The 23607-nt window shown below is 73.8% G+C and carries 22 protein-coding genes; 15 read left to right on the top strand and 7 right to left on the bottom strand.

The genetic code is table 11. From position 1 onward, the window contains the following. Positions 1–83 precede the first annotated feature (83 nt). From OHA81_RS07605 to OHA81_RS07575, 7 genes are all read left to right on the top strand, one after another. The gene (locus tag OHA81_RS07605; protein WP_329202066.1) at positions 84–923 is read left to right on the top strand and encodes a hypothetical protein; all 840 of its coding nucleotides are present in this window, start codon (positions 84–86) and stop codon (positions 921–923) included. Then, a complete protein-coding gene (locus OHA81_RS07600; RefSeq protein ID WP_329193980.1) occupies positions 920–2287 on the top strand; it encodes a hypothetical protein in 1368 nt (455 codons plus the stop codon). The genes OHA81_RS07605 and OHA81_RS07600 overlap by 4 nt, the downstream gene beginning before the upstream one ends. A gap of 36 nt (positions 2288–2323) precedes the next feature. Next, positions 2324–2944 (top strand): TetR/AcrR family transcriptional regulator, encoded by a 621-nt coding sequence (locus OHA81_RS07595; protein ID WP_329202064.1) that lies wholly within the window; start codon positions 2324–2326, stop codon positions 2942–2944. Positions 2945–3097: 153 nt separating this feature from the next. Next, positions 3098–5389 carry a molybdopterin oxidoreductase family protein gene (locus OHA81_RS07590; protein WP_329193978.1) on the top strand — a complete coding sequence of 764 codons (2292 nt, stop codon included), beginning with the start codon at positions 3098–3100 and terminating at the stop codon, positions 5387–5389. A gap of 73 nt (positions 5390–5462) precedes the next feature. After that, positions 5463–6947 (top strand): CitMHS family transporter, encoded by a 1485-nt coding sequence (locus OHA81_RS07585; RefSeq protein ID WP_329193977.1) that lies wholly within the window; start codon positions 5463–5465, stop codon positions 6945–6947. 100 nt (positions 6948–7047) lie between these two features. After that, positions 7048–8460 carry an aldehyde dehydrogenase family protein gene (locus OHA81_RS07580; RefSeq protein ID WP_329193976.1) on the top strand — a complete coding sequence of 471 codons (1413 nt, stop codon included), beginning with the start codon at positions 7048–7050 and terminating at the stop codon, positions 8458–8460. A 132-nt stretch (positions 8461–8592) separates the two neighbouring features. Beyond that, positions 8593–9672, top strand: a complete 1080-nt coding sequence (locus OHA81_RS07575) for a Zn-dependent alcohol dehydrogenase (RefSeq protein WP_329193974.1) — start codon at positions 8593–8595, stop codon at positions 9670–9672. Between the two features lie 181 nt (positions 9673–9853). On the opposite strand, the gene OHA81_RS07570 is transcribed toward OHA81_RS07575, so the two are convergent. Next, complete coding sequence (locus OHA81_RS07570) at positions 9854–10504, bottom strand: TetR/AcrR family transcriptional regulator (RefSeq protein ID WP_329193973.1); 651 nt, start codon at positions 10502–10504, stop codon at positions 9854–9856. A gap of 89 nt (positions 10505–10593) precedes the next feature. Between OHA81_RS07570 and OHA81_RS07565 the strand changes: the two genes are divergently transcribed. The 3 genes from OHA81_RS07565 to OHA81_RS07555 all read left to right on the top strand — a co-directional run bounded on the left by OHA81_RS07565 (position 10594) and on the right by OHA81_RS07555 (position 12937). Then, the gene (locus OHA81_RS07565; protein ID WP_329193972.1) at positions 10594–11745 is read left to right on the top strand and encodes an acyl-CoA dehydrogenase family protein; all 1152 of its coding nucleotides are present in this window, start codon (positions 10594–10596) and stop codon (positions 11743–11745) included. Positions 11746–11837: 92 nt separating this feature from the next. Then, the gene (locus OHA81_RS07560) at positions 11838–12149 is read left to right on the top strand and encodes a YiaA/YiaB family inner membrane protein (protein WP_329193971.1); all 312 of its coding nucleotides are present in this window, start codon (positions 11838–11840) and stop codon (positions 12147–12149) included. 161 nt (positions 12150–12310) lie between these two features. Continuing rightward, complete coding sequence (locus OHA81_RS07555) at positions 12311–12937, top strand: TetR/AcrR family transcriptional regulator (protein WP_329193969.1); 627 nt, start codon at positions 12311–12313, stop codon at positions 12935–12937. A 55-nt stretch (positions 12938–12992) separates the two neighbouring features. Here OHA81_RS07555 and OHA81_RS07550 read toward each other — a convergent pair whose 3' ends face one another. Beyond that, complete coding sequence (locus OHA81_RS07550) at positions 12993–13454, bottom strand: MaoC family dehydratase (protein ID WP_329193967.1); 462 nt, start codon at positions 13452–13454, stop codon at positions 12993–12995. 163 nt (positions 13455–13617) lie between these two features. Here OHA81_RS07550 and soxR point away from each other — a divergent pair, with 163 nt between their 5' ends. Beyond that, positions 13618–14067, top strand: a complete 450-nt coding sequence (gene soxR, locus OHA81_RS07545; RefSeq protein WP_329193965.1) for a redox-sensitive transcriptional activator SoxR — start codon at positions 13618–13620, stop codon at positions 14065–14067. Here soxR and OHA81_RS07540 read toward each other — a convergent pair. The 4 genes from OHA81_RS07540 to OHA81_RS07525 form a co-directional block, all read right to left on the bottom strand. Next, on the bottom strand, positions 14042–14863 hold the full coding sequence (locus tag OHA81_RS07540) for a 3-keto-5-aminohexanoate cleavage protein (protein ID WP_329193963.1): 822 nt from the start codon (positions 14861–14863) through the stop codon (positions 14042–14044). The genes soxR and OHA81_RS07540 overlap by 26 nt on opposite strands. An 11-nt stretch (positions 14864–14874) precedes the next feature. Further along, positions 14875–15462, bottom strand: coding sequence for a hypothetical protein (locus OHA81_RS07535; RefSeq protein WP_329193961.1), 588 nt, complete (start codon positions 15460–15462; stop codon positions 14875–14877). A gap of 153 nt (positions 15463–15615) precedes the next feature. Then, complete coding sequence (locus OHA81_RS07530; RefSeq protein ID WP_329193959.1) at positions 15616–16947, bottom strand: serine-threonine protein kinase; 1332 nt, start codon at positions 16945–16947, stop codon at positions 15616–15618. Positions 16948–17069: 122 nt separating this feature from the next. Then, positions 17070–18314 carry an exo-beta-N-acetylmuramidase NamZ family protein gene (locus OHA81_RS07525; protein WP_329193957.1) on the bottom strand — a complete coding sequence of 415 codons (1245 nt, stop codon included), beginning with the start codon at positions 18312–18314 and terminating at the stop codon, positions 17070–17072. A 297-nt stretch (positions 18315–18611) separates the two neighbouring features. On the opposite strand from OHA81_RS07525, the gene OHA81_RS07520 reads away from it, so the two are divergent. The 3 genes from OHA81_RS07520 to OHA81_RS07510 all read left to right on the top strand — a co-directional run bounded on the left by OHA81_RS07520 (position 18612) and on the right by OHA81_RS07510 (position 21852). Next, positions 18612–19376, top strand: a complete 765-nt coding sequence (locus OHA81_RS07520) for an SDR family oxidoreductase (protein WP_443056465.1) — start codon at positions 18612–18614, stop codon at positions 19374–19376. Then, positions 19361–21178: a class I adenylate-forming enzyme family protein gene (locus OHA81_RS07515; RefSeq protein WP_443056464.1), complete on the top strand. Its 1818-nt coding sequence runs from the start codon at positions 19361–19363 to the stop codon at positions 21176–21178. The genes OHA81_RS07520 and OHA81_RS07515 overlap by 16 nt, the downstream gene beginning before the upstream one ends. 62 nt (positions 21179–21240) lie before the next feature. Next, a complete protein-coding gene (locus OHA81_RS07510; protein WP_329193954.1) occupies positions 21241–21852 on the top strand; it encodes a TetR/AcrR family transcriptional regulator in 612 nt (203 codons plus the stop codon). 21 nt (positions 21853–21873) lie between these two features. Here OHA81_RS07510 and OHA81_RS07505 read toward each other — a convergent pair whose 3' ends face one another. Continuing rightward, complete coding sequence (locus OHA81_RS07505; protein ID WP_329193953.1) at positions 21874–23010, bottom strand: oxidoreductase; 1137 nt, start codon at positions 23008–23010, stop codon at positions 21874–21876. Between the two features lie 62 nt (positions 23011–23072). On the opposite strand from OHA81_RS07505, the gene OHA81_RS07500 reads away from it, so the two are divergent. Next, on the top strand, positions 23073–23480 hold the full coding sequence (locus OHA81_RS07500) for a MerR family transcriptional regulator (protein WP_329193951.1): 408 nt from the start codon (positions 23073–23075) through the stop codon (positions 23478–23480). The last annotated feature ends 127 nt before the right edge of the window (positions 23481–23607 follow it).

Raw genomic sequence — 23607 nt, 5'->3', positions numbered from 1 at the left:
ACGCCCGCGTCACGTGCGACGCCTGCGCCCCGCTGCCCGGCCCCCTGTCCGGCACGCCCCGTCGCACCACCCGCACCGCAGCCCTGGTCGTCCTCCTCCTCCTCCTCCTGCTCGCGGGTGGCGCGGCGACCGGCTGCGGGGGCCGGGCCACCACCCACCACAAGCCCGGCACCAGCCACGAGCAGGCGTCCGGCAACGTCGGCACACTGCTTCCCGCGCAGGACGGCGCCGGACACCACCTGCGCGAGGTCCCGGCCCGGGGCGCGCCACAGGTGGGCCTCACCGCGCACCCCGACTCCGAGGACGGCTGGAACCTCCAACTGACCGTGGCCGGCTTCCGCTTCACCCCGGACAGCACGGGCGGCGCCGCTCTCCCCGGCACGGGCCACGCCCACCTGGAGCTCGACGGTCGCAAGCTGGCCCGGGTGTACGGTCCCTGGTTCCACCTGCCCGCGGCGCAGGTGCCCGAGGGCGCGCACACCCTGACCGTCCGCCTGTACGCCGACGACCACACCGCCTGGGCCGTCGGAGGCAAGGCGGTGGAGGCCTCCATCCCGCTGACCGGCGCAACCCCCGGCGGAGCGGGCCACACCCACGCCGCCCCCTCCCCACCATCGGCGACCCCCCAGTCGGCGACAACACCGTCGGCGGCCCCGCAAGCCGACCGGACGATCACCCTCACCGTCCGGGCCGGCAAGGTCACTCCCGCCCCCGGCCGGATCGAGGTGACGCGCGGTGAACGCGTGGCCCTGCGGGTCACCAGCGACCGCGCGGACACCCTGCACGTCCACGGATACGACAAGGAACTCGCCCTGCCCGCAGGCCAGGAGGCCACCCTGGTCCTGACGGCCGACCGCACCGGTCTGTTCGAGGTCGAGACCCACGAGTCCGACCTGGTCCTGACCCAGCTCCTCGTCCGATGACCCTGCGACCGCTCCTGGTCCCCGCCCTGTGCGCGGGGGGTGACTGCGGTGGCCGGGACGTGGTCCCGCACCCGGCCGATCCGGCCGTCACCTTCCTCGCGCACGGGATCGGATCCCAGCACGATCTGCCCATATCTCCCTTCTACGCGTTCGCCGGTGCCTTCGCCGCGCTGTTCGTCTCCTTCCTGGCCCTCAGCCTGCTCTGGTCCACCTCCCGCTTCCGCGGCGACCGTTCCGGCCTGGGGCTGCCCGCCGGGCTCCAGCGGGTGGCCGACGCGCCGGTCACCCGCACCACCCTGCGCGGACTCGGCCTCGCCGGAGCCCTCGCCGTACTCCTCCACCTCCTCCTCGGTCCTGACGACCCGGCCCGCAACCCCGCTCCTGGCGCCGTCTACGTCCTCTTCTGGGTCGGACTCGTGCCCGCCTCCCTCCTCCTCGGCCCCGTCTGGCGCCTCCTGAACCCCCTGCGCACCCTGCACCGGCTGCTCGCCCGGGCCCTGCCCCGCCAGGGCCCCGGCCGACCGCTGCCCACCAGGCTCGGCCAATGGCCCGCGGCGGCCGGACTGTTCGGCTTCACCTGGCTCGAGCTCGTCTCCCCGGATCCCGCATCAACCACCACCCTTCTGATCGCCCTCGGCGGCTACACCGCCCTCCAACTCGCCCTCGCCGCCCGCTTCGGCGAGAACTGGTTCGCCGACGGGGACGCCTTCGAGGCCTACTCCACCCTCCTGGCCCGCCTCTCCCCCCTCGGCCGCCGTGACGACGGCCGCCTGGTCCTGCGCAACCCCTTCCACGGACTCGACGCGACGCCCGAGCGGCCCGGACTCGTCGCCACCGTCTGCGTCCTGCTCGGCTCCACCGCCTACGACGGCTTCTCCGACAACCCCTCCTGGATCAACGCGATACAGACCTCCCCCCTCGGCCGCACCCCCACGGCCACACTCGGACTCCTCGGTTCCATCGCCCTCGTCGCCACCCTGTACTGCCTCTGCGCGGCGGCCACCCGCCTCGTCTGCGGCCCGCACCCCGGCCCGCTGACCGCCTTCGCGCACTCACTCGTGCCGATCTCCCTCGGCTATCTCACCGCCCACTACTCCTCCCTCCTCGTCACCGAAGGACCACGCACAGTAATCATGGCACTGGGTACTGACAACGCCCCAGAACCCTTGTCGCCACCGGGTCCCGGCGCCCTCGCGGCCCTCCAGGTCATCGCCGTCGTCACCGGCCACGTCCTCGGAGTCGTCGCCGCCCACGACCGCTCCGTACGCCTCTTCCCGCCGGCGAAGGCCGTCGCCGGCCAACTGCCGCTGCTCGCGCTGATGATCACGTACACCCTCGGCGGGCTCAGCCTCCTGCTCAACTGACACCGCCCGACCCGAGCGCCCGCCAGGGGCGGCATGATGGACCCCGTGCCCCCCGCCCAGCCCATGCGCCGGACCCCGATCCAGCAGCGCAGCGCCGACCGCCTCGCCCGCATCCTCGACGCCTGCGCCGAACTGCTCGACGAGACCGGGTACGAGAACCTCAGTACCCGCGCCGTGGCCCAGCGTGCCGGAGTGCCCATCGGGTCCGTCTACCGCTTCTTCGGGAACAAGCGCGCCATGGCCATCGCCCTCGCGCACCGCAACCTCGACCGTTACGCCGAGGGCATCCAAGAACGGCTCGCCACTCTTCCGCGCACCCACTGGCGGCCCGTCGTGGACGCGGTGCTGGACGAGTACCTGGCCATGAAGCGCAGCGTCCCCGGCTTCGCCCTCGTGGACTTCGGAGTGCCCGCGCCGCCCCCGGAGGGCCCCGCGGCCGACCCGAACCACCTGGTCGCCGCCCGGCTCACCGAGCTGCTCTCGCGCCACCTCGGGCTCACTTCCGACGCCGTCCTCGAACGGGCGGTCCTGGTCGCCGTCGAAGCCACCGACGCACTCATCCAACTCGCCTTCCGGACCGACCCGGCGGGGGACCCCGGCATCGTCGCCGAAACCCGCGCCATGATGCAGGCGTACCTCGCGCGGGTCCTGGACTGACCCGCCCGCGTCGCGCGCGACCGGGTTCTCGCGACGCTCGTCTCCCGCGCGACCGGCCGAATTCCCGCCCGGCGCCCTCCCCAACCTCCCTACCGGTCGGTATGCTCGGTGCGCCGTCGGCCCGCGCCGCAGCCTGCCGCCCCAGGAGGGCCCATGTCCCGCACCGCCCTGCGCATCTGCCCCCTCTGTGAAGCCACTTGCGGACTCACCCTCACCATCGAGGGCACCACCGTCACCGGCGCCCGGGGCGACCGCGACGACGTGTTCAGCCGCGGCTTCATCTGCCCCAAGGGCGCCTCCTTCGGCGCTCTCGACGCCGACCCCGACCGGCTGCGCACCCCGCTGGTCCGCCGCGAAGGGCGCCTGCGGGAAGCCACCTGGGAAGAGGCGTACGACGCCATCGCCGAAGCCGTGCCCGCCCTGGTGCGGCAGCACGGAGCCCAGTCGGTCGGCGTGGTGCTCGGCAATCCCAACGTCCACACCATGGCCGGCGCCCTCTACCCGCCGCTCCTCCTCAAGGCCCTCGGCACCCGCAACCTCTTCACCGCCAGCACCCTGGACCAGATGCCCAAGCACGTCTCCAGCGGCCTGCTCTTCGGCGACCCCTTCGCCATCCCGGTGCCCGACCTGGACCGCACCGACTTCCTGCTGCTGCTCGGTGCCAACCCCGTCGAGTCGAACGGCTCCCTCTGCACGGCTCCCGACTTCCCCGGACTGCTCAAAGCCCTGCGCGCACGCGGGGGCAAGCTGGTCGTCGTCGATCCGCGCCGCACGCGCACCGCCCGGCTCGCCGACCGGCACCTCGCCCCGCGCCCCGGCAGCGACGCCCTGCTGCTGGCCGCACTCGCGCAGACCCTCCTCGCCGAGGGGCTGACGGCTCCCGGAGCACTCGCGGAACACACCGACGGCCTCGGGGAACTCGGCGCCGCGCTCGCGAGTTTCACTCCTGAGGCCGTTGCCCCCGCCTGCGACCTCCCGGCCGCCGAGATCCGCGCCCTCGCCCGCGAGCTCGCTGCCGCGCCCACCGCCGCCGTGTACGGGCGGATCGGTAGCTGCACCGTGGAGTACGGCACCCTCGCCAGTTGGCTCGTCGACGTACTGAACATCCTCACCGGCAACCTCGACCGGCCGGGCGGAGCCCTGTTCCCGCTCCCGGCGGCGGGCCCGCGGCCCCGTCCCGCAGGCGCCGGCAAGGGGTTCACCACGGGCCGGTGGCACAGCCGGGTCAGCGGCCACCCGGAGGTCAAGAGCGAACTGCCCACCGCCGCCCTGGCCGAGGAGATCGAGACGCCGGGGGAGGGGCGCATACGGGCACTGATCGCCATCGCGGCCAACCCCGTGCTGTCCGCACCCGACGGCCGCCGGCTCGACGCGGCACTGGCCGGACTCGACTTCATGGTCAGCGTGGACCCGTACCTCAACGAGACCTCACGTCACGCCCATGTCATCCTGCCCCCGCCGCCGCCCGCCCAGAGCGCGCACCACGACTTCGCCTTCAACGGCTTCGCCATCCGCAACCAGGTGCGCTACACCCGGCCGGCCGTGCCCCTCGAAGCAGACCGGCTCGACGAGTGCGAGATCCACGCCCGTCTCGTCCTCGCCGTGTCCGGCATGCACGGAGCCGCCCCCTCCGACGTCGACGAGTCCGTCATCCGGGCCACCCTCGCCAAGGAGACCGCCGACCCGAGCTCCCCGCTGTCCGGCGAGGAACCGGCGCGCCTGGCCGGCCTGCTCCGCGGTGAGAGCGGCCCCGAGCGCCGCCTCGACCTGATGCTCCGACTCGGCCCGTACGGAGACCGGTTCGGCACCGACCCGCGCGCGGACGCCGACGCGGGTGGGGGTACGGGCGCGCCCGCGGCCGGGTCCGGCGGCGCGCCCGGGACCGGCCTCAGCCTGGACCGGCTGCTCGCGCACCCGCACGGCATCGACCTGGGGCCGCTGCGCCCCCGGCTCCCGGGCGTGCTGAGGACCCGCAGCGGCAGGATCGAGCTGCTGCCCGACCCGATCGCGGCCGAGCTCCCCAGGCTGCGCGCGGCGCTCGCCGAACGCCCCGCCGCGCTGGTGCTCGTGGGCCGCCGCCATCTCCGGTCCAACAACAGCTGGCTGCACAACGTCCCGGCCCTGGTCGGAGGTTCCAACCGCTGCACCCTCCAGGTGCACCCGCACGACGCGGAGCGTCTCGGGCTCACCGACGGCGGCCGTGCCCGGATCACCGCCGACGGCGGCGCCCTCGACGTTCCGGTCGAGGTCACCGACACCGTACGGACCGGAGTCGTCAGCCTCCCGCACGGCTGGGGTCACGACCGGGCCGGCTCCCGGCTGTCGGTGGCCGCCACCGATCCGGGAGTCAACGTGAACCAGCTGCTGGACGGCACCCGGCTGGACCCGCTGTCCGGCACGGCCGTGCTCAACGGGTTCCCCGTCGAGTTGGCACCCCTGCCCTGAGCTGGGGTTTTGCTCGTATTGCTCACGCTCGGACGTCTTGTTGGCCCCAGGAGGAGGCGCCTACGTTCCCTGCATGCTGACTCTCCTCGGTTTCGCCATGATCGGGACGTTCCTCGTCCTGATCATGATGAAGAAAATGTCGCCCATCGCGGCCCTCGTCCTCATCCCCGCGCTCTTCTGCGTGTTCGCGGGGAAGGGCGCCCACCTCGGCGACTACGTCATCGACGGCGTCGGCAAACTGGCGCCGACCGCCGCCATGCTGATGTTCGCCATCGTCTACTTCGGCGTGATGATCGACGTCGGCCTCTTCGACCCGGTCGTGCGGGCGATCCTGCGGTTCTGCAAGGCCGACCCGATGCGGGTCGTGGTCGGCACCGCGGTGCTCGCCGCGGTCGTCTCGCTCGACGGCGACGGCTCGACCACCTTCATGATCACCGTTTCGGCCATGTATCCGCTCTACAAGCGGCTCGGGCTGAGCCTGGTGGTCATGACCGGCGTCGCGGCCACCGCCAACGGCGTCATGAACACGCTGCCCTGGGGCGGCCCCACCGCCCGTGCGGCCACCGCGCTCAAGCTCGACGCCGCGGACATCTTCGTGCCCATGATCCCGGCCCTCGCCATGGGGCTGGTGTGCGTGCTCGTCCTCGCCTACGTGCTCGGCGTGAAGGAACGCCGCCGCGTCGGCACCCTCGCGCTTCCCGGCGAAGGGGCGCACGAGGCCGTGCTCGTGGCGGAGCCCGCCGAGGCGCAACCCGCCACGGTCGCAGCCGGAGCCGGAGCCGGAGCCGGAGCCGGAGCCGGAGCCGCAGCCGGGGTCGGCTCCACCCCGGCCGCTCGCACCGGCACGGGCGAGCTCGCGTCCCCCCGCCCCATGCCCGCCGCGGCCCCGCCCGGCGGGGAGGGGAACGCAGACGGGATGCAGGGCCTGGACCCGAACCGGCCGACCCTGCGCCCCCGCCTCTACTGGTTCAACGCCGCCCTGACCGTCGCCCTCCTCGCCGCGATGATCATGGAGCTGCTCCCGATCCCGGTGCTGTTCCTGCTCGGCGCCGCCCTCGCCCTTACCGTCAACTTCCCCCACATGCCCGACCAGAAGGCCCGCGTCGCCGCCCACGCCGACAACGTCCTGAACGTCGCCGGGATGGTCTTCGCGGCAGCCGTCTTCACGGGAGTCCTCACCGGCACCGGCATGGTCAAGCACATGGCCGACTGGCTGGTCGGCGCGATCCCCGACGGCATGGGCCCGCACATGGCCCTCGTCACCGGACTGCTCAGCCTGCCCCTGACGTACTTCATGTCGAACGACGGCTTCTACTTCGGCGTCCTGCCGGTGCTGGCCGAAGCCGGCGCCGCCCACGGCGTCTCACCGCTGGAGATCGCGCGCGCCTCGCTCGTCGGGCAGGCCCTGCACATGTCCAGCCCTCTGGTTCCGGCCGTCTACGTACTCGTCGGCATGGCCAAGGTCGAATTCGGCGACCACACCCGCTTCACCGTGAAATGGGCGGCCCTGACCTCTCTCGTCGTCCTCGCGGCAGGGATGGTTTTCGGCATCATCTGATCCCGGTGGACCCTGGCGCCGGTAAAACTACCGTTGCTAGTTTGTAGGCTGTCCGCGAGGTCAAGCGTCTACACGCTCGTGCGTGCTCGGGAGGAAAGCCATGAAGGCCCACGACGGGATGTACATCGGCGGCGCGTGGCGGCCGGCCGCGGGACGCGACCGGATCGAGGTCGTCAACCCGGCCGACGAGCAGGTCATCGGCGGGGTCCCGGCCGGTACCGCCGACGACGTGGACGCCGCCGTACGAGCGGCCCGCGCGGCCCTGCCCGGCTGGGCGTCGACGGCCCCGGCCGAACGGGCCGCCCTGATCGGCGCCCTGCGCGACGTACTGGCCGCCCGCAAGAGCGAGTTCGCCGAGACGATCACAGCCGAGCTCGGTACGACGCTCGGCTTCGCGGAGGCCGTCCACGTCGGCGCTCCGATCGGGGTCGCCGCCTCCTACGCCGAACTCGCCTCCTCCTACGCCTTCGAGGAGCGCCTGGGCAACTCCACGGTGCTGATGGAACCGGTCGGTGTGGTCGGGGCCATCACGCCTTGGAACTACCCGCTGCACCAGATCGTTGCAAAGGTGGCACCCGCTCTCGCCGCCGGCTGCACCCTCGTCCTCAAGCCGGCGGAGGACACCCCGCTGACCGCACAGCTCTTCGCCGAAGCCGTGCACGAGGCGGGTATCCCGGCCGGGGTCTTCAACCTGGTGACCGGTACCGGCCCGGTCGCCGGGCAGGCGCTGGCCGCGCACGAGGGAGTCGACCTCGTCTCCTTCACCGGCTCGACCGCCGTCGGCCGGCAGATCGGCGCCACCGCCGGCGCCGCGATCAAGCGCGTCGCCCTCGAACTGGGCGGCAAGTCGGCCAACGTCATCCTGCCCGGAGCCGACCTCGCCAAGGCCGTCTCCACCGGCGTGGCCGACGTCATGCGCAACACCGGCCAGAGCTGCAACGCCCTCACCCGCATGCTCGTCCACCGGGACCAGTACGAGGAGGCCGTCGCCCTCGCGGCGGCCGCCGTCGCCAAGTACGCCACGGGCGACCCCACCCAGCCCGGCACCAGGGTCGGCCCGGTCGTCAACGCCAAGCAGCGCGACCGCGTCCGCGCGTACATCGTCAAGGGCGTCGAGGAGGGCGCGCGCCTGGTCGCGGGCGGCCCCGAGGCGCCGCACGAGCACGGGTACTTCGTCGCCCCGACCGTGTTCGCCGACGTCACGCCGGAGATGACCATCGCCCAGGAGGAGATCTTCGGCCCCGTGCTGTCCATCCTGCGCTACGAGGACGAGGAGGACGCCCTCCGCATCGCCAACGGCACCGTGTACGGGCTCAGTGGAGCCGTCTGGGCCGCGGACGAGGAGACCGCGGTCGCCTTCGCCCGCCGGATGGACACCGGCCAGGTGGACATCAACGGCGGCCGCTTCAACGTGCTCGCCCCCTTCGGCGGCTACAAGCAGTCCGGGGTCGGCCGCGAGCTGGGCCCGCACGGTCTGGCCGAGTACCTCCAGACCAAGTCCCTGCAGTTCTGAGCCCCGCCGAACCCCGACCCGAACCCCCACCCGGCCCCCACTCGGGCTCCCACCCGAACCCCGGGGCCGGGCCCCGCCGCTCCGCCCGATACCCCGCCCCGCTCGACACCGCCCCGAGAGACGGAAACGACCATGGTCCGCGCCGCCATCCTGCCCGCCGTCGGAGCCCCGCTGGAGATCCGGGACATCGTGCTGCCCGAACCCGGCCCCGGCCAGGTCCGGGTGCGGCTCGCCGCCGCCGGTGTCTGCCACTCAGACCTCTCCCTCACCAACGGCACCATGCGGGTCCCCGTCCCCGCCGTCCTCGGCCACGAGGGCGCCGGGACCGTACTCGCGGTGGGGGAGGGGGTCACCCACGTCGCACCGGGAGACGGAGTGGTGCTCGACTGGGCGCCGTCCTGCGGTGAGTGCCACCACTGCCGGATCGGCGAGGTGTGGCTCTGCGCCAATGCCCTCACCGGAGTCGGGGCCGTGTACGCCCACGATGCCGACGGCACCGAGCTGCACCCCGGGCTCAATGTCGCCGCCTTCGCCGAGGAGACGGTGGTCGCGGCGAACTGCGTGCTGCCCGCGCCCGAGGGGATCCCGCTCACCGAAGCCGCCCTGCTCGGCTGCGCCGTCCTCACCGGCTACGGCGCCGTCCACCACAGCGCCCAGGTCCGGCCCGGAGAGTCGGTCGCCGTCTTCGGCGTCGGCGGGGTCGGGCTGGCCGCCGTCCAGGCCGCGAGGATCGCGCAGGCGGGCCCGATCGTCGCCGTCGACGTCTCCCCGGCCAAGGAGGAGCTGGCGCGGGCGGCCGGAGCCACCGACTTCGTGCTCGCGTCCGACACCACGGCCAAGCAGATCCGCGCCCTCACGAGCGGTCAGGGGGCGGACGTCGCCATCGAATGCGTCGGCCGGGCGGAGACCATCCGGGGTGCCTGGGAATCCACGCGTCGCGGGGGCCGCACCACCGTCGTCGGCATCGGCGGCAAGGACCAGCAGGTCGCCTTCCACGCCCTGGAGATCTTCCACTTCGCCCGCACCCTCACCGGCTGCGTCTACGGCAACAGCGACCCCGCCCGCGACCTGCCGGTGATCGCCGACCACATCAGGGCCGGCCGCCTCGTCCTCAAGGACCTCGTCACCGACCACATCACCCTCGACGGCATCCCGGGGGCCTTCGACGACATGCTGGCCGGCAAGGGCGGCCGCTCCCTGGTCGTCTTCTAGCGCCCGGCGCGCGCGTCCCGGCCCGCCGGCCGGGGCGCACGCCCGGGTCCGCCGCCCGGGTCCGCCGCCCGGAGCCGATCGCCCGGGGTCGGTCCCCCTCGCCCCGGTCATCCCCGGTCGCCCTCCTGGACCGGGCACCCGGCGGGCGTCAGGACGTCCGGGTGTCAGGACGTCCGGCGTGTCAGGACGACTGCCGCAGCGTCTCGTACTGGAGTGCCAGACCGTCCAGCAGGGCCGACAGGCCCGTCTCGAACGCGCCCTCGTCCACCTCCTGCTGCCGCTCCGCCAGCAGGTGGGCCTGGCCCAGGTGCGGATAGTCGCCCGGGTCGTATGCCGTCCGGTCGTCCACGAAACCCCGGGCGAAGGAAGCGACCGCCGAGCCCAGGATGAAGTACCGCATCAGCGCGCCGATCCTGGTCGCCTGGGCCGGCGGCCACCCGGCCTGCGTCATCGCGCCGAACACGGCGTCCGCGACCCGCAGCCCCGCCGGGCGACGGCCGGGACCCCGCGCCAGCACCGGCACGATGTTCGGATGGTCGGCCAGGGCGGCCCGGTAGGAGTGCGCCCAGTCGTGCAGGGCCTCCCGCCACTCACGGCCGCCGTCGAACATCGACAAGTCGACCCGGCCGCTCACCGAGTCGGCCACCGCCTCCAGGATCTCGTCCTTCGTGCGGAAGTGGTTGTACAGCGAAGGCCCGCTGACCCCGAGCGCCGCCGCCAGCCGCCGGGTGGACACCGCCTCCAGCCCCTCCGCGTCCACGAGCGCGCCCGCCGCCTCGACGATGAGGTCTCTGCTCAGGAGGGGCTTGCGCGGTCTGGCCATGCGGCACATAGTAAGACCCGGCGCGTTAAACTAGCAGTGCTAATTAACGCCCCGGCCGTCCGAGACCAACCCACCCCCACCACGTCCGGAGGTCCCCGGTGAATCTGGAGCTCAGCGAGGAACAGACCGCCGTACGCCGGCTCGCCCGCGAGTTCACCGAGCGGGAGATCACCCCGTACGCCGCCGAATGGGACCGTGCCGAGAGCGTCGACCGGTCCATCGTCAAGAAGCTCGGCGACCTCGGCTTCCTCGGCCTGACCGTCCCGGAGCAGTACGGCGGCTCGGGCGGTGACCACCTCGCCTACGCGCTCGTCACCGAGGAACTCGGCCGCGGGGACTCCGCCGTCCGCGGCATCGTCTCGGTCTCCCTCGGCCTCGTCGCCAAGACCATCACCGCCTGGGGCACCGAGGAGCAGAAGCGGGCCTGGCTGCCCCGCCTGTGCTCCGGCGACGCGCTCGGCTGCTTCGGCCTGACCGAGCCCGGCACCGGCTCCGACGCGGGCAACCTCACCACCCGCGCCACGCGCGAGGGGGACGCGTACGTCATCGACGGAAGCAAGATGTTCATCACCAACGGCACCTGGGCCGACGTGGTGCTCCTCTTCGCCCGCACCAACGACCAGCCGGGCCACCGCGGTGTCTCCGCCTTCCTCGTCCCGGCCGACAGCCCGGGCCTGACCCGCCGCGAGATCCACGGCAAGCTCGGCCTGCGCGGCCAGGCCACCGCCGAACTCGCCCTCGACGGCGTCCGCGTGCCCGCCTCCGCCATGCTCGGCCCCGAGGGCAAGGGCTTCTCCGTCGCCATGTCGGCGCTGGCCAAGGGCCGGATGTCCGTCGCCGCCGGCTGCGTCGGCATCGCCCAGGCGGCGCTCGACGCCGCCGTCGGGTACGCGGCCCAGCGCGAGCAGTTCGGCAAGCCCATCGCCCAGCACCAGCTGGTCCAGGAGCTCATCGCCGACATCTCCGTCGACGTGGACGCGGCCCGCCTGCTCACCTGGCGGGCCGCCGACCTGATCGACCGGGGGCAGCCCTTCGCCACCGAGGCCTCCACCGCCAAGCTCTTCGCCTCCGAGGCCGCCGTGCGCGCCGCGAGCAACGCCCTCCAAGTGCACGGCGGCTACGGGTACGTCGACGAGTACCCCGCCGGGAAACTGCTGCGCGACGCCCGCGTCATGACCCTGTACGAGGGCACCAGCCAGATCCAGAAGCTCCTCATCGGCCGTGCCCGCACGGGGGTTTCCGCCTTCTAGCAGGCGGCGAGAGCGTCGGCGCGCCCGTCTGAGTACGTACGTGAGTACGCGCGCGGATGCGTGGCCGGCCGCCCCGCCGCGAAGCTGGAGCCATGAACGAGACACCGGTCAAGCAGCAGAACACGGGGGCGTACTACGGCCAGGCCGTCGCCTCCTTCGCCACCGCCCTCGCCGCTGTCGGGCTGGGCATCTACAACATGGACGCCGACGGCTGGGTCCGCGCCTTCCTGGGCATCGCGGTCCTCTACCTCACCACCTCCGCCTTCACCCTCGCCAAGGTCATCCGCGACCGCCAGGAGGTCACGCAGATCGTCAGCCGGGTCGACCAGGCCCGGATGGAGAAGATCATGACGGAGTACGATCCCTTCTCCCCGAAGCAGCCCCCGGGACGCCCGGCCGCCTAGCGGCCGCAGCGCCCGACCGCCGCAGCGCCCCGTAGCCGCTCTGTCCGGCCGCCGCACGCACCCCGACGCTCCGCGCCGAGCGCCGGCGCGCAAAGCCCTAAGCGCTTGCTCACCCTCCGGTAAGGTGTTGGTTCCTACAAGCCGAAGAGGGTGAGCGAGCGATGGACAGTGCCGGCGCGGTCGAGACCGGCGGCTACCAGCCGTGGTCGGAGGTCACCCCCGACGCCGCCCGGCGGCTGCTGGTCGCCGCCGTCGAGACGTTCGCGGCGCGCGGCTACCACGCCACCACCACCCGCGACATCGCCGCCCGCGCCGGGATGAGCCCGGCCGCGCTCTACATCCACTACAAGACCAAGGAGGAGCTCCTCCACCGGATCAGCCGCATCGGCCACGACAAGGCGCTGGAGATCCTGGAAACGGCCGCCGACGGTCCGGGCACCCCGGCCGAGCGGCTCGACGAGGCCGTGCGTTCCTTCGTACGGTGGCACGCCGCGCACCACACCACGGCGCGGGTGGTCCAGTACGAACTCGACGCCCTCGCCCCGGAGCACCGCTCCGACATCGTGGCGCTGCGCCGGCAGAGCGACGCCGCCGTGCGCCGCATCCTCGCCGACGGCGTGCGGTCGGGGGAGTTCGACGTCCCCGACGTCCCGGGCACCACGCTCGCCGTGCTGTCCCTGTGCATCGACGTGGCCCGCTGGTTCAACGTCGCCGGACAGCGCACGCCCGACGAGGTCGGCGCGCTCTACGCCGACCTCGTGCTGCGCATGGTGGCGGCGCAGCCCTGACCATGAGGGCTGCCCTGGCCGTGAGGGCTGCCCTGACCATGAGGGCCGCCGCGCCTCAGAAGTAGTACCGGGACACCGACTCCGCCACGCACACCGGCTTGTCGCCGCCCTCCCGCTCCACGGTCACGGTCGCGGTGACCTGCACGCCGCCGCCCGCCTCCGTGACGTCGGTGATCACCGCGGTGGCGTGCAGCCGGGACCCGACCGGCACCGGAGCCGGGAACCGCACCTTGTTCGTCCCGTAGTTGATGCCCATCCGCATGCCTTCGACGCGCATGATCTGCGGCACCAGGCTCGGCAGCAGCGACAGCGTGAGGTAGCCGTGCGCGATGGTGGAGCCGAAGGGTCCGGCGGTCGCCCGCTCCGGGTCCACGTGGATCCACTGGTGGTCGCCCGTGGCGTCGGCGAAGAGGTCGATCCGCTTCTGGTCCACCTCCAGCCACCCGCTCGGGCCCAGCTGTTCGCCGATCCCGGCGCGCAGTTCCTCGGCGGACGTGAAGATCCTCGGTTCGGCCATGCCTGCCCCTGCCTCTCGCTGATCAAGCTAATAAGCGCTTGCTCAGCATGCGTGGACCGCCCGCCCCTGTCAACGCACCCCCGCCGCCCCTGTCCCCGCACACCCGTCCCCGTCAACGCACCCCCACCCCGGTTCCCCGCCCGGGCCGACTACCCTCGGTCAGGTGCCGCAGATTCCCGGAAAAGTCCACGAACTCACGGTCGGCCAGCTGTCCGCGCGCAGCGGCGCGGCCGTCTCCGCGCTCCATTTCTACGAGGCCAAGGGCCTGATCAGCAGCCGCCGCACCTCCGGCAACCAGCGCCGCTTCACCCGTGACGCGCTGCGCCGGGTGGCCTTCGTGCGCGCCGCGCAGCGGGTCGGCATCCCGCTCGCCAGCATCCGCGAGGCACTGGCCCGGCTCCCCGAGGAACGCACGCCCACCCGCGAGGACTGGGCGGCCCTGTCCGAAGCCTGGCGCAGCGAACTGGACGAGCGGATCAAGCAACTGACCCGGTTGCGCGAGAACCTCTCCGACTGCATCGGCTGCGGCTGCCTCTCGCTCAAGACCTGCGCGCTGTCCAATCCGGACGACGTCTTCGGTGAACGCCTCACCGGCTCCCGGCTGTCGCTGTAGCGGCGCGCGCCCACTCCCGGACGGCGGCCGCCACCAACTCGGCGTTCGAACGCGCAGGCCGCCCGTCCGGCAGCGACAGCACCTCTCCCACGCCGATGCGCGCGCCCGCACCGCACCGCGCGGCCAGACGCAGCGCGGGCCAGGCGGCGGCCTCCCGCCCGAACAGCACCCAGGGCACCGACGCCGGCCCGCCCGGCCCCGACACCAGCCCCAACCCCAGCCCCACCAGTCGCTCCGACACCAGCCCGGACGCCAGCGCGGACACCAGCCCCGACGCCAGCGCCGGATCCGCCTCCGCCAGCTCACCGACCAGCCGAACCCGCCCCGCCCGCCCCGCCACCCAGGCCCCCACACCCTCGGCCCGCCCCGCAGCGCCCAGCGGCACCACCACATCCACCGCCACCCCGCGCGCCAGCAGCGCCGACGCCGTCGCCCGCGCCCCCGGCTCCGCCCAGCGCACCACCGCCCGCTCCGGCAGCACCACCCAAGACCGCACCCGCTCCAGCCGCCCCGCCGGATCCGGCTCGGCCGCCGCGCCCACCGGCACGCCCAGCGGTACGGAGACCCCCGCGCCCCGCAACGCCTCCAGCACCGGCCCCACTACCCGGGGCGAAAGGCTCTCGCGCCCGCACGGGGTCCTCGGGTGGACCAGTACCTCCCGGGCCCCCGCGGCGACCGCCCCCAGCGCGGACTCCGCCAGCGCCTGCGGGGACATCGGCACGGCGGCCCCCTCCGCCGCACCCCGCGCGCCGTTCAGCGCGACCTGGATCCACGCCCCCGGGGCCTTCGGCCCCACCCGCCCACCGCTCACGCCGCCGACGGATACGTCAGCGCGTCCGCCAACGCAGGTCTGGGCACCACGATCCCGCAGCCCCCGCACACCGGCCCGTCCCACGCCCACGCCCCGGCCCACGCCCCGTGACCCGCGCCCACCGGAGGCCAGCGCAGCTCCTGCTCCCCGCAGACCGGGCACGACGTCCCCGGCTCCGACTCCAGCGCCCGCACCAGCCGCCGCAGCACCTCGCCCAGCGTCCCGTCCGGCCGCACCCCCGGGTCCGCGCACCGCACCACCGCGTCCCCGCTGCCGCCCCACGCCCACTCGGGCCGGCGCAGCCCATGGTGCTTCTCGCGCCTTCTGCGCTCCGCGAACTGGCGCTCGTACTCCAGCCAGACCGCCCGCGCCTCCTCCAACTCCTCCAACGCCGCGACCAACCGCCGCGGATCGGCCGCCCGGTCCTCCGGGGCGATCCCGTGCCGGTCGCACAGGTGCCACCACGTCGCACGGTGCCCGTACGGGGCGAACCGCTCCAGACAGCGGCGCAGCGAATGGCGCCGCAACGCCCGGTCGTTGCGCCCGTCCCGCACCTGGTAGGCCAGACTCCGGAATCCCGCCATGACACCCTCACCTCCGCCGCGCCCACGCCCACACCGACGTCGAGACGCCGTACGAGGTGAACGTCGTCCTACGTTCCGACGTGCCCAACATGCCCGGAGGTGCGTGGGCGCATGCGGGGCGGTCGAGGCGTGCGGGTGGCACATGGCCGGAAGTCAGCGCCCCATGCGCCCCGCAGCCACCACGATCCGGGCCAGTTCCTCGTGGCAGATGTCGCTGTGCGCCCCCGTCGGGGCCCCGCCCCTGCGGACCACGGCGCCCGCGTCCACGCTGACGCAACCGGCCGTCGGCAGCCCGTCGCGCAGCGCCGCGGCCAGTGTCATCCGGGGGGCGCCCGCCACCGCCTGCACGCCGTCGTGTCCCAGCGCGCCCCACCGTTCGTCCAGTCCCAGCACACCGGCCGAATCCCCTGCCATCCGCGAGGCCAGCGGGTAGAACACCTTGAGGGCGGTGTCGTAAGGGGAGTGGCAGGCGACCACCGGGCCGTCCACGGCGCGCTGGAGCCCGTGCAGGGTGCCGCCGCGGCTCTTGTCGTGCGGCAGGCGGTCGGTGAAGGCGTAGTGGGAGAAGGCCCCTTGGAGCAGGGTCAGCGATTTCACGTACCGGGCGCCCGCGGGTACCGCGCGCAGGGAGAAGGACACCACCCGGCCGCCGAAGCTGTGCCCGATCAGGTGGATGCGCAGGGCCGGCCTGTGGGCGGCCAGCCGGGCCAGTAGCGGTCCCAGCCCCCGCTCGCCGATCACTCCGGCACGTTTCTTCATCTCGTAGTACGTGGCCTGGCGCAGCACTTCCTTGGCGCCGCTCCACAAGGCGCGCAGCCCGCCGCCGATCGACAGCTCCGCCCCGCCCGTCGGGGGCTCCGCCCCGCCCACGTGCCCACCCGCGTGCCCGCCCGCTTCGACGACGGCCTCGGTGAAGCGGCGGCACACCTCCAGGACGTCCTCGGTGAACATCGCCGGCACGTCCTCGCCGGTGGCGCCGGGTACCGCCGCCACCCCGGCCAGCTCCCGCACCAGCGCCCCGAACTCCACGAACGCGGCCTGCGACGGCGGCCGTTCCTCCAGCAGCTCGGCGACCCGGTCGAGCTCCGCCTCCCGCCCCGGCCAGAACTCCCCGAGCGCCCGTCTGGTGTCCGGGTCCAGCGCCGTCCCGAACCCCGGCTCGGCGAGCGCGCCCGCGAGGCCCCGGGGGTCGAAGTCGGGTATCGGCTCGTCCGCGAAGCGGATCGACGGCCACAGGACCCCCGCGTACCCCAGTCGCACCGCCGGCCCCACCAGGTCCGGGAACGGCTCGAAGAACCGGTCGTAGAGCAGCGTCGAGGTGTGCGGTTCGCTGTTCCAGCCGTGGGCGAAGACCAGCAGGTCGGTGGCGTCCATCCCGTCGAGCGCGGTCCCGGTGCCCGGGGCCGGATCCCCGTCGGCGTCGAAGACCAGCTCCGCGTACGGAGCCACCCCGACGCCCGTTCCCCACGCCGCCCCACCCGACATGACGCCCCCCTCCGGGTCCTGTCACCGCCGCGTCCAGCATCCTGCGGCCGGCGCCGCCCGGCCAGCCCCTCGACGGCTCCCGCTCCGCGAAGACCCCGCCCGGCATCGGATCCAGTACCGCATCACCGGTACAGCAGGTACCCCTCCCGCACCGCCGCGAACCCGGCGAGCCCCGCCGCCCAGTCGCCGGCGATCTCCTCCACCCCCGCCCCCGCGTCCACCATGGTCCGCACCCGGTCGGAACCGGTCAGCCGGTCGATCCAGTGGTCGGGCCGCCAGGCGAACCCGCTCCACGTGCGGCGGGCGGTGACCAGCAGCCCGATCCCCGCCAGCACCGGGTCGAAGGCCGCGCGGTCGTGCACGAGCAGCCTGACCCCGCCGCACACCTTCCCGGCGTGCTTGGAGAAGACCGGCGTGAAATAGGCCTCCCGGAACCACACCCCGGGCAGGCCGAGGGCGTTCGCGGCCTCCGCCCACCGCCGGTCGACGCCCTCGGCGCCCACCACCTCGAACGGCGTCGTCGTACCCCGCCCCTCGGACAGGTTGGTCCCCTCGAACAGGCACGTCCCCGGGTAGACCAGGGCCGTGTCCGGGGTCGGCATGTTCGGGCTCGGCGGCACCCAGGGGAGCCCCGTCTCGCCGAAGAACGCACCCCGGCGCCACCGGGACATCCGTACGGTGCTCAGCGCGAGGGGGCGTTCGGCCGGGAACTCCCCTTGGAACAGCAGTGCCAGTTCGGCCACCGTCATGCCGTGCGCGAGCGCGATCGGCTCGCGTCCCACGCCGCTGGCGTACGGCCGCCGCAGCACCGGCCCGGCCGCCCGCAGGCCGCCGATCGGGTTGGGGCGGTCCAGCACGACCACCGCCTTGCCGGCCAGTGCGGCCGCCCGCATGCAGTCGTACAGGGTCCAGATGTAGGTGTAGAAGCGGGCGCCCACGTCCTGGACGTCGAAGACGACCGTGTCGACTCCGGCCGCCGTGAAGACGTCCGCGAGCTGCCGGCCGCTCTTGCCGTACGTGTCGTACACCGGCAGTGCGGTGGCCGGGTCCCGGGCCGAGCCTTCGGAGCCGCCCGCCTGGGCCGTCCCGCGGAAGCCGTGCTCGGGTCCGAACACCGCGACCAGGTCGACGCGTTCGTCGGCGTGCAGGACGTCCACCAGGTGACGGGCGTCCGCGGTGAGGCCCGTCGGGTTGGTGACCACCCCGATCCGCTGTCCGGCGAGCAGCCCGTACCCGTCCGCGGCGAGCCGCTCGAACCCGGTGCGCACCCTTCCCGGCGCGGCGGCCGCGCCCCCCGGGGCCGCCACGGCCCCCGCCGCCCCCACGGCCCCCGCCAGTCCCAGCACCCCGCGTCGCGACAGCGTCATCCGCACACGCTAGGCCGTCCCTTCCGGATCCTGCCCGACCCGCGCCGTCCGACACCGCACCTCTCCCCCAGCTACCGCTGGGAGGTGCCCCCACGGTCGTCGGGGCGCCGGAGTACGTCCGGTACGCCGGCGCCCCTCCGCCTTGCGAGGCACGGCGCCGGACGACGCGGGCTCGACCGGCAGGCTCCGAAAGAGGCGCCCAGGCGGCCGCCCCCTTCCGATGTGACATACCGACTGGTTAGTCTGCCCCCGGATACCGCCTTCCGGATCCGTCCGTCAGCGTCGAAAGGCATCCCTGTGAGCGCGTACCAGGACCAGCGAGTCGTCGTCACCGGCGCGGGCGGCGGCATCGGCGCGGCCCTCGCCCGCCGCTTCGCCGCCGAGGGGGCCACCGTCGTGGTCAACGACCTCGACCCGGTCAAGGCCGCCTCCGTGGCGGACGGGATCGGCGCCCGGGCCCTCGCGGTGCCCGGAGACGCATCGGCCGTCATCGAGCAGGCCCGCGAGGCCCTCGGCGGGAGCGTCGACGTGTACTGCGCCAACGCCGGACTCGCCTCGGGCGGCGACGCCTTCGCCGACGAGGGCATCTGGGAGGCCGCCTGGGATGTCAACGTCATGGCGCACGTCCGCGCCGCCCGCGCCCTGCTGCCGCACTGGCTGGAGCGCGGGAGCGGCCGCTTCGTGTCCACCGTCTCCGCCGCCGGGCTGCTGACCATGATCGGGGCGGCCCCGTACAGTGTCACCAAGCACGGCGCCCTCGCCTTCGCGGAATGGCTCTCGCTGACCTACCGCCACCGTGGCGTCGAGGTCCACGCGATCTGCCCGCAGGGGGTGCGCACGGACATGCTGACCGCCTCGGGAACGGCGGGCGAGCTCGTCCTCGCGCCGACCGCGATCGAGCCGGAAGCGGTCGCGGACGCCCTGTTCGACGGCATGGAGAAGGGCCGGTTCTTGATCCTCCCGCACCCGGAGGTGGCCGACTACTACGCGGCCCGCGCCACCGGACCCGACCGCTGGCTGACCGGCATGAACCACCTCCAGCAGAAATGGGAGGCACGGTGACCCCGAATCCCCGCTACGCCGACCGGCCCTGGCTGGGCCGTCTCACCGCCGCCCAGCGGGCCCCCGTCACGCCCCCGCCCAGCGTGCTGCACGCCTTCCGGGCGGCCGTCGCCCGCGCCCCACGCCACCCGGCGATCGCCTACTTCGACGGCCGGCTCTCCTACGCCGAGACCGACGCCCTCTCCGACGCGGTCGCCGGACACCTGGCCGCGCGGGGAGTCCGCCGCGGGGACCGCGTCGCGGTCATGCTCCAGAACACCCCGCACTTCGTGCTCGCCGTGCTGGCCGCCTGGAAGGCCGGGGCGGTCGTCGTCCCCCTCAACCCCATGTACAAGTCGGGGGAGGTCGGGCACATCCTGCGCGACTCCGGGGCCAGCGCTCTGGTCTGCGACGCCCGCGCCTGGCCGGCGTACCTGCGCGGGGCCGCCCGGGACAGCGCCGTACACACCGTCCTGACCGCGCACGACACCGACTTCCAGACCCGCGACGACGTACGGGTCCTCACGCCCGGCCGGGACCCGCGGCCGGCCGCCGAGGCGGCGGGCCCGTCCGCCGCCCTCCCCGCGATCCCGCGCCAGAGCCACCCGGACCGCCCCGACCGGGCCGGCGCCGCCCACGGACCCGGCGCCGCCCACGGACCCGGGGCCACCGCGCCCGACGCCGCCGACGACCCCGCCACCGTCGCCGACCTCGTCACCGTCGCCCGCCAGGGCCACCCCGCGCCGCCGGACCCCGGCCCCGCCGCCGCCGACACCGCCCTCATCAGCTACACCTCCGGGACCTCCGGCACCCCCAAGGGCGCCATGAACCCGCACGGCGCCCTCAGCTACAACGCCGTCCGCCAGGTCACCGGCCACCCCGTCCCCGAAGGCGCCGTCTACTTCGCGCTGGCCCCGCTCTTCCACATCACCGGCCTCGTCTGCGAGCTCGCCGCCTGCTTCACCAACGCCGGCACCCTCGCCCTCGCCCACCGCTTCGACGCGGGCGCCGTCCTCGACGCCTTCCTCGAACACCGCCCCGCCTACACCGTCGGCCCGGCCACCGCCTTCATGGCCCTCGCCGCCCACCCCGACGCCACCCCGGACCACTTCGCGTCCTTCCGGGTGATCTCCTCCGGCGGCGCCCCGCTCCCGCCCGCCCTCGTCGAACGCCTGCGCGCCGACTTCGGTTTCTACCTGCGCAACGGCTACGGGCTCACCGAGTGCACCGCCCCCTGCGCCTCCGTACCGCCCCACCTCGAAGCCCCCGTCGACCCCGTCTCCGGCACCCTGTCGGTCGGCGTCCCCGGCGCCGACACGGTGGTCCGCATCCTCGACGAGCACGGGGCCGAAGTCCCCTTCGGCGAGAGCGGCGAGATAGCCGTCCGCGGCCCCCAGGTCGTGCCCGGCTACTGGGGGCTGCCCGACGACACCGCCAAGGCGTTCCCGGACGGCGAACTGCGCACCGGCGACGTCGGCTTCATGGACCGTGACGGCTGGCTCTACGTGGTCGACCGCAAGAAGGACATGATCAACGCCTCCGGCTTCAAGGTCTGGCCGCGCGAGGTCGAGGACGTGCTCTACACCCACCCCGCCGTCCGCGAGGCGGCCGTGGTCGGGGTACCCGACCCCTACCGCGGGGAGAGCGTCAAGGCGTACGTCAGCCTGCGTCCCGGCACCTCGGCCGAGCCCGGGGAACTGTCCGCGTACTGCGCCGAACGCATCGCCGCGTACAAGTACCCGCGCCAGGTGGAGATCCTGCCTGTCCTTCCGAAGACGACCAGTGGCAAGATCCTGCGACGGGAACTGCGCGAGCGCGGCTGAAAACAGTCGGACGGTCGTACGACGCCCTGACAGGCGAGGGAACAGAGAGGAAGGCGAGCGCCATGGCCGCCAGAACCACCACGGAGCCGGAGGGCGGCGCCCGGGAGACCCCCGTGCCGCAGCGGCTGCTGGCCGTCGCCACCCGGCTGTTCGCCGAACGCGGCTACGACCGCACCTCCGTCCAGGAGATCGTGGAGGCGGCCGGGGTCACCAAGGGCGCGCTCTACCACTACTTCGGCTCCAAGGACGACCTGCTGCACGAGGTGTACGCGCGGATGCTGCGCCTCCAGCAACAGCGCCTCGACGCGATCGCCGATTCCGGCGCGCCGGTCGAGGAGCGGCTGCGGGCCGCGGCCGCCGACGTGGTCGTCACCACCATCGAGAACCTCGACGACGCGGCCATCTTCTTCCGCTCGATGCACCAGCTCAGCCGGGAGAAGTCCAAGCAGGTCCGCGCCGAGCGCCGGCGCTACCACGAGCGCTTCCGCGCGCTGGTCGAAGAGGGCCAGCGCACGGGCGTGTTCTCCGGCGCCACGCCCGCCGACCTGGTGGTGGACTACCACTTCGGGTCCGTGCACCACCTGTCCACCTGGTACCGCGCCGACGGCCCGCTCACGCCGCAGCAGGTCGCCGACCACCTGGCGGACCTGCTGCTGCGCGCGCTGCGCCCGTAGCGGCCCGCCCGTGGCGGCCGGTCACACCGACGCGGTGGCGAGCGCCGGGTAGTCGTTGTACCCCTCCGCCCCCTGTACGTGCATCAGGAACTCGGGGCGGAGCTCGTTGAGCGGGGCGTCCACCCGCAGGCGTTCCACGAAGTCGGGGTTGGCGAGGAAGCCCCGGCCCAGCGACACCAGGTCGGCGCCCTCGGCCAGCAGCCCCTCGGCCACCCTCTTGCCGCCGTCGGCCTCGAACTGCTCACGGGAGAGGAGCTGGTTGGCGATCAGCGCGCCCGGCCACGCCTTGCGGTGCGCCGGGAGCCGGTGCCGCTCCTCGGCGGTGTAGAGGACGTGCAGGTAGACCGGGCCGATCTCCGCCAGGGCCGCCAGCAGCGCCGGATAGATCTCCCTGGTGTCGCCCTCCTCGATGCCGTTGACGTTCACTCCGGGCGAGATCCGTATGCCGACCCGCTCCCGGCCGATGGCCTCGGCGGCGGCCCGGACCGCCTCGACGGCGAACCGGATCCGGTTCTCCACCGGGCCGCCCCACTCGTCGGTCCGCAGGTTGGTGCCCTGCGCCAGGAACTGGTGGGGCAGGAACCCGTTGGCGGCGTGCACCTCCACCCCCGCGAAACCGGCCTCGACCGCATTGCGGGCGGCGGCCGCGAAGCCGACGAGGGTGGAACGGACGTCCTCGCCCGTCATCGCGCGGGGAGTCACGGAGTCCCGCACCCCGCTGGGGGTGTGCAGCTGCTCGGGGAGCCGTACGGCGGACGGCGCGAGCGGGACGTGCCCGCTGGTCTCGGGGTGGCCGACCCGGCCGCCGTGTTCGAGCTGGAGGAACATCGCCGCGCCGCCGCCCCGGCCGTCGGCGCCCGCGCGCACCGCGTCGGTGACCCTCCGCCAGCCGGCGATCTGCTCCGCGGTGTGGATGCCCGGAATGTGCGGGTACGCCTGCCCCACGGCGCTCGGCGCGGTGCCCTCGGCGATGATCAGACCGGCCGTGGCGCGCTGCGCGTAGTGGACGGCCATCGGCTCCCCGGGCACCCCGTCGGCGCCGGCCCGGTGGCGGGTGAGGGGCGCCATCACCAGGCGGTTGGGGAGTTCCAGGGCGCCGAGGGCGGCGGACTCGAAGAGGCGGGAAACGGTGGGAAGGACCTGCTGCGTGTGCGTCATGCCCGTAACCTAAAAGCTGACACCGGTGTCAGATTCAAGTCCGGAGACGGCGGGGGCGGGGCATGCGGATCGGTGAACTGGCGGCGCGCACCGGGGTCAGTGAGCGCTCGCTGCGCTACTACGAGAAGCAGGGGCTGCTGGTCTGCGACCGGACGCCCGGCGGCCACCGCGACTACGCGGAGCGGGCGGTCGACCGGGTCATCCGCATCCAGGAACTCTACGCGGCGGGCCTGCACAGCGTGAAGATCGCGCAGATCCTGCCGTGCATGCGCGATACGGACGGCGGGCCGAACGTACGGGCCACCCCCGCGCTCGTCGCCGAGCTGAGGACGGAACGGGACCGGATCGACCGGTTGATCGCCGATCTGGTCCGGTCCCGCGAGGTGCTGGACGAGGTCATCGACGTGGCGTCGGGCAGCCCGGCCGGGGTGGTGGCCGAGGCCGCAGCCACGGCCGCGGAGAGGGGGTAGCCGAGCGGCAGGACGTCCCGGTCACGGGGGGCGCGGCCGCGGTCCCGGGACTCAGCCCCGGGCGCGTCCTCCAGCTCGGTCTTGCCCTGGCCTCGGCCCTGGCCCTGGCCTCGGCCTCGGCCCTGGC

The organism is Streptomyces sp. NBC_00667, from assembly GCF_036226825.1.
Lineage (GTDB): Bacteria > Actinomycetota > Actinomycetes > Streptomycetales > Streptomycetaceae > Streptomyces.
Note: the sequence above shows the minus strand (reverse complement) of the source record. Positions and strands in the feature narration are given on the sequence as shown.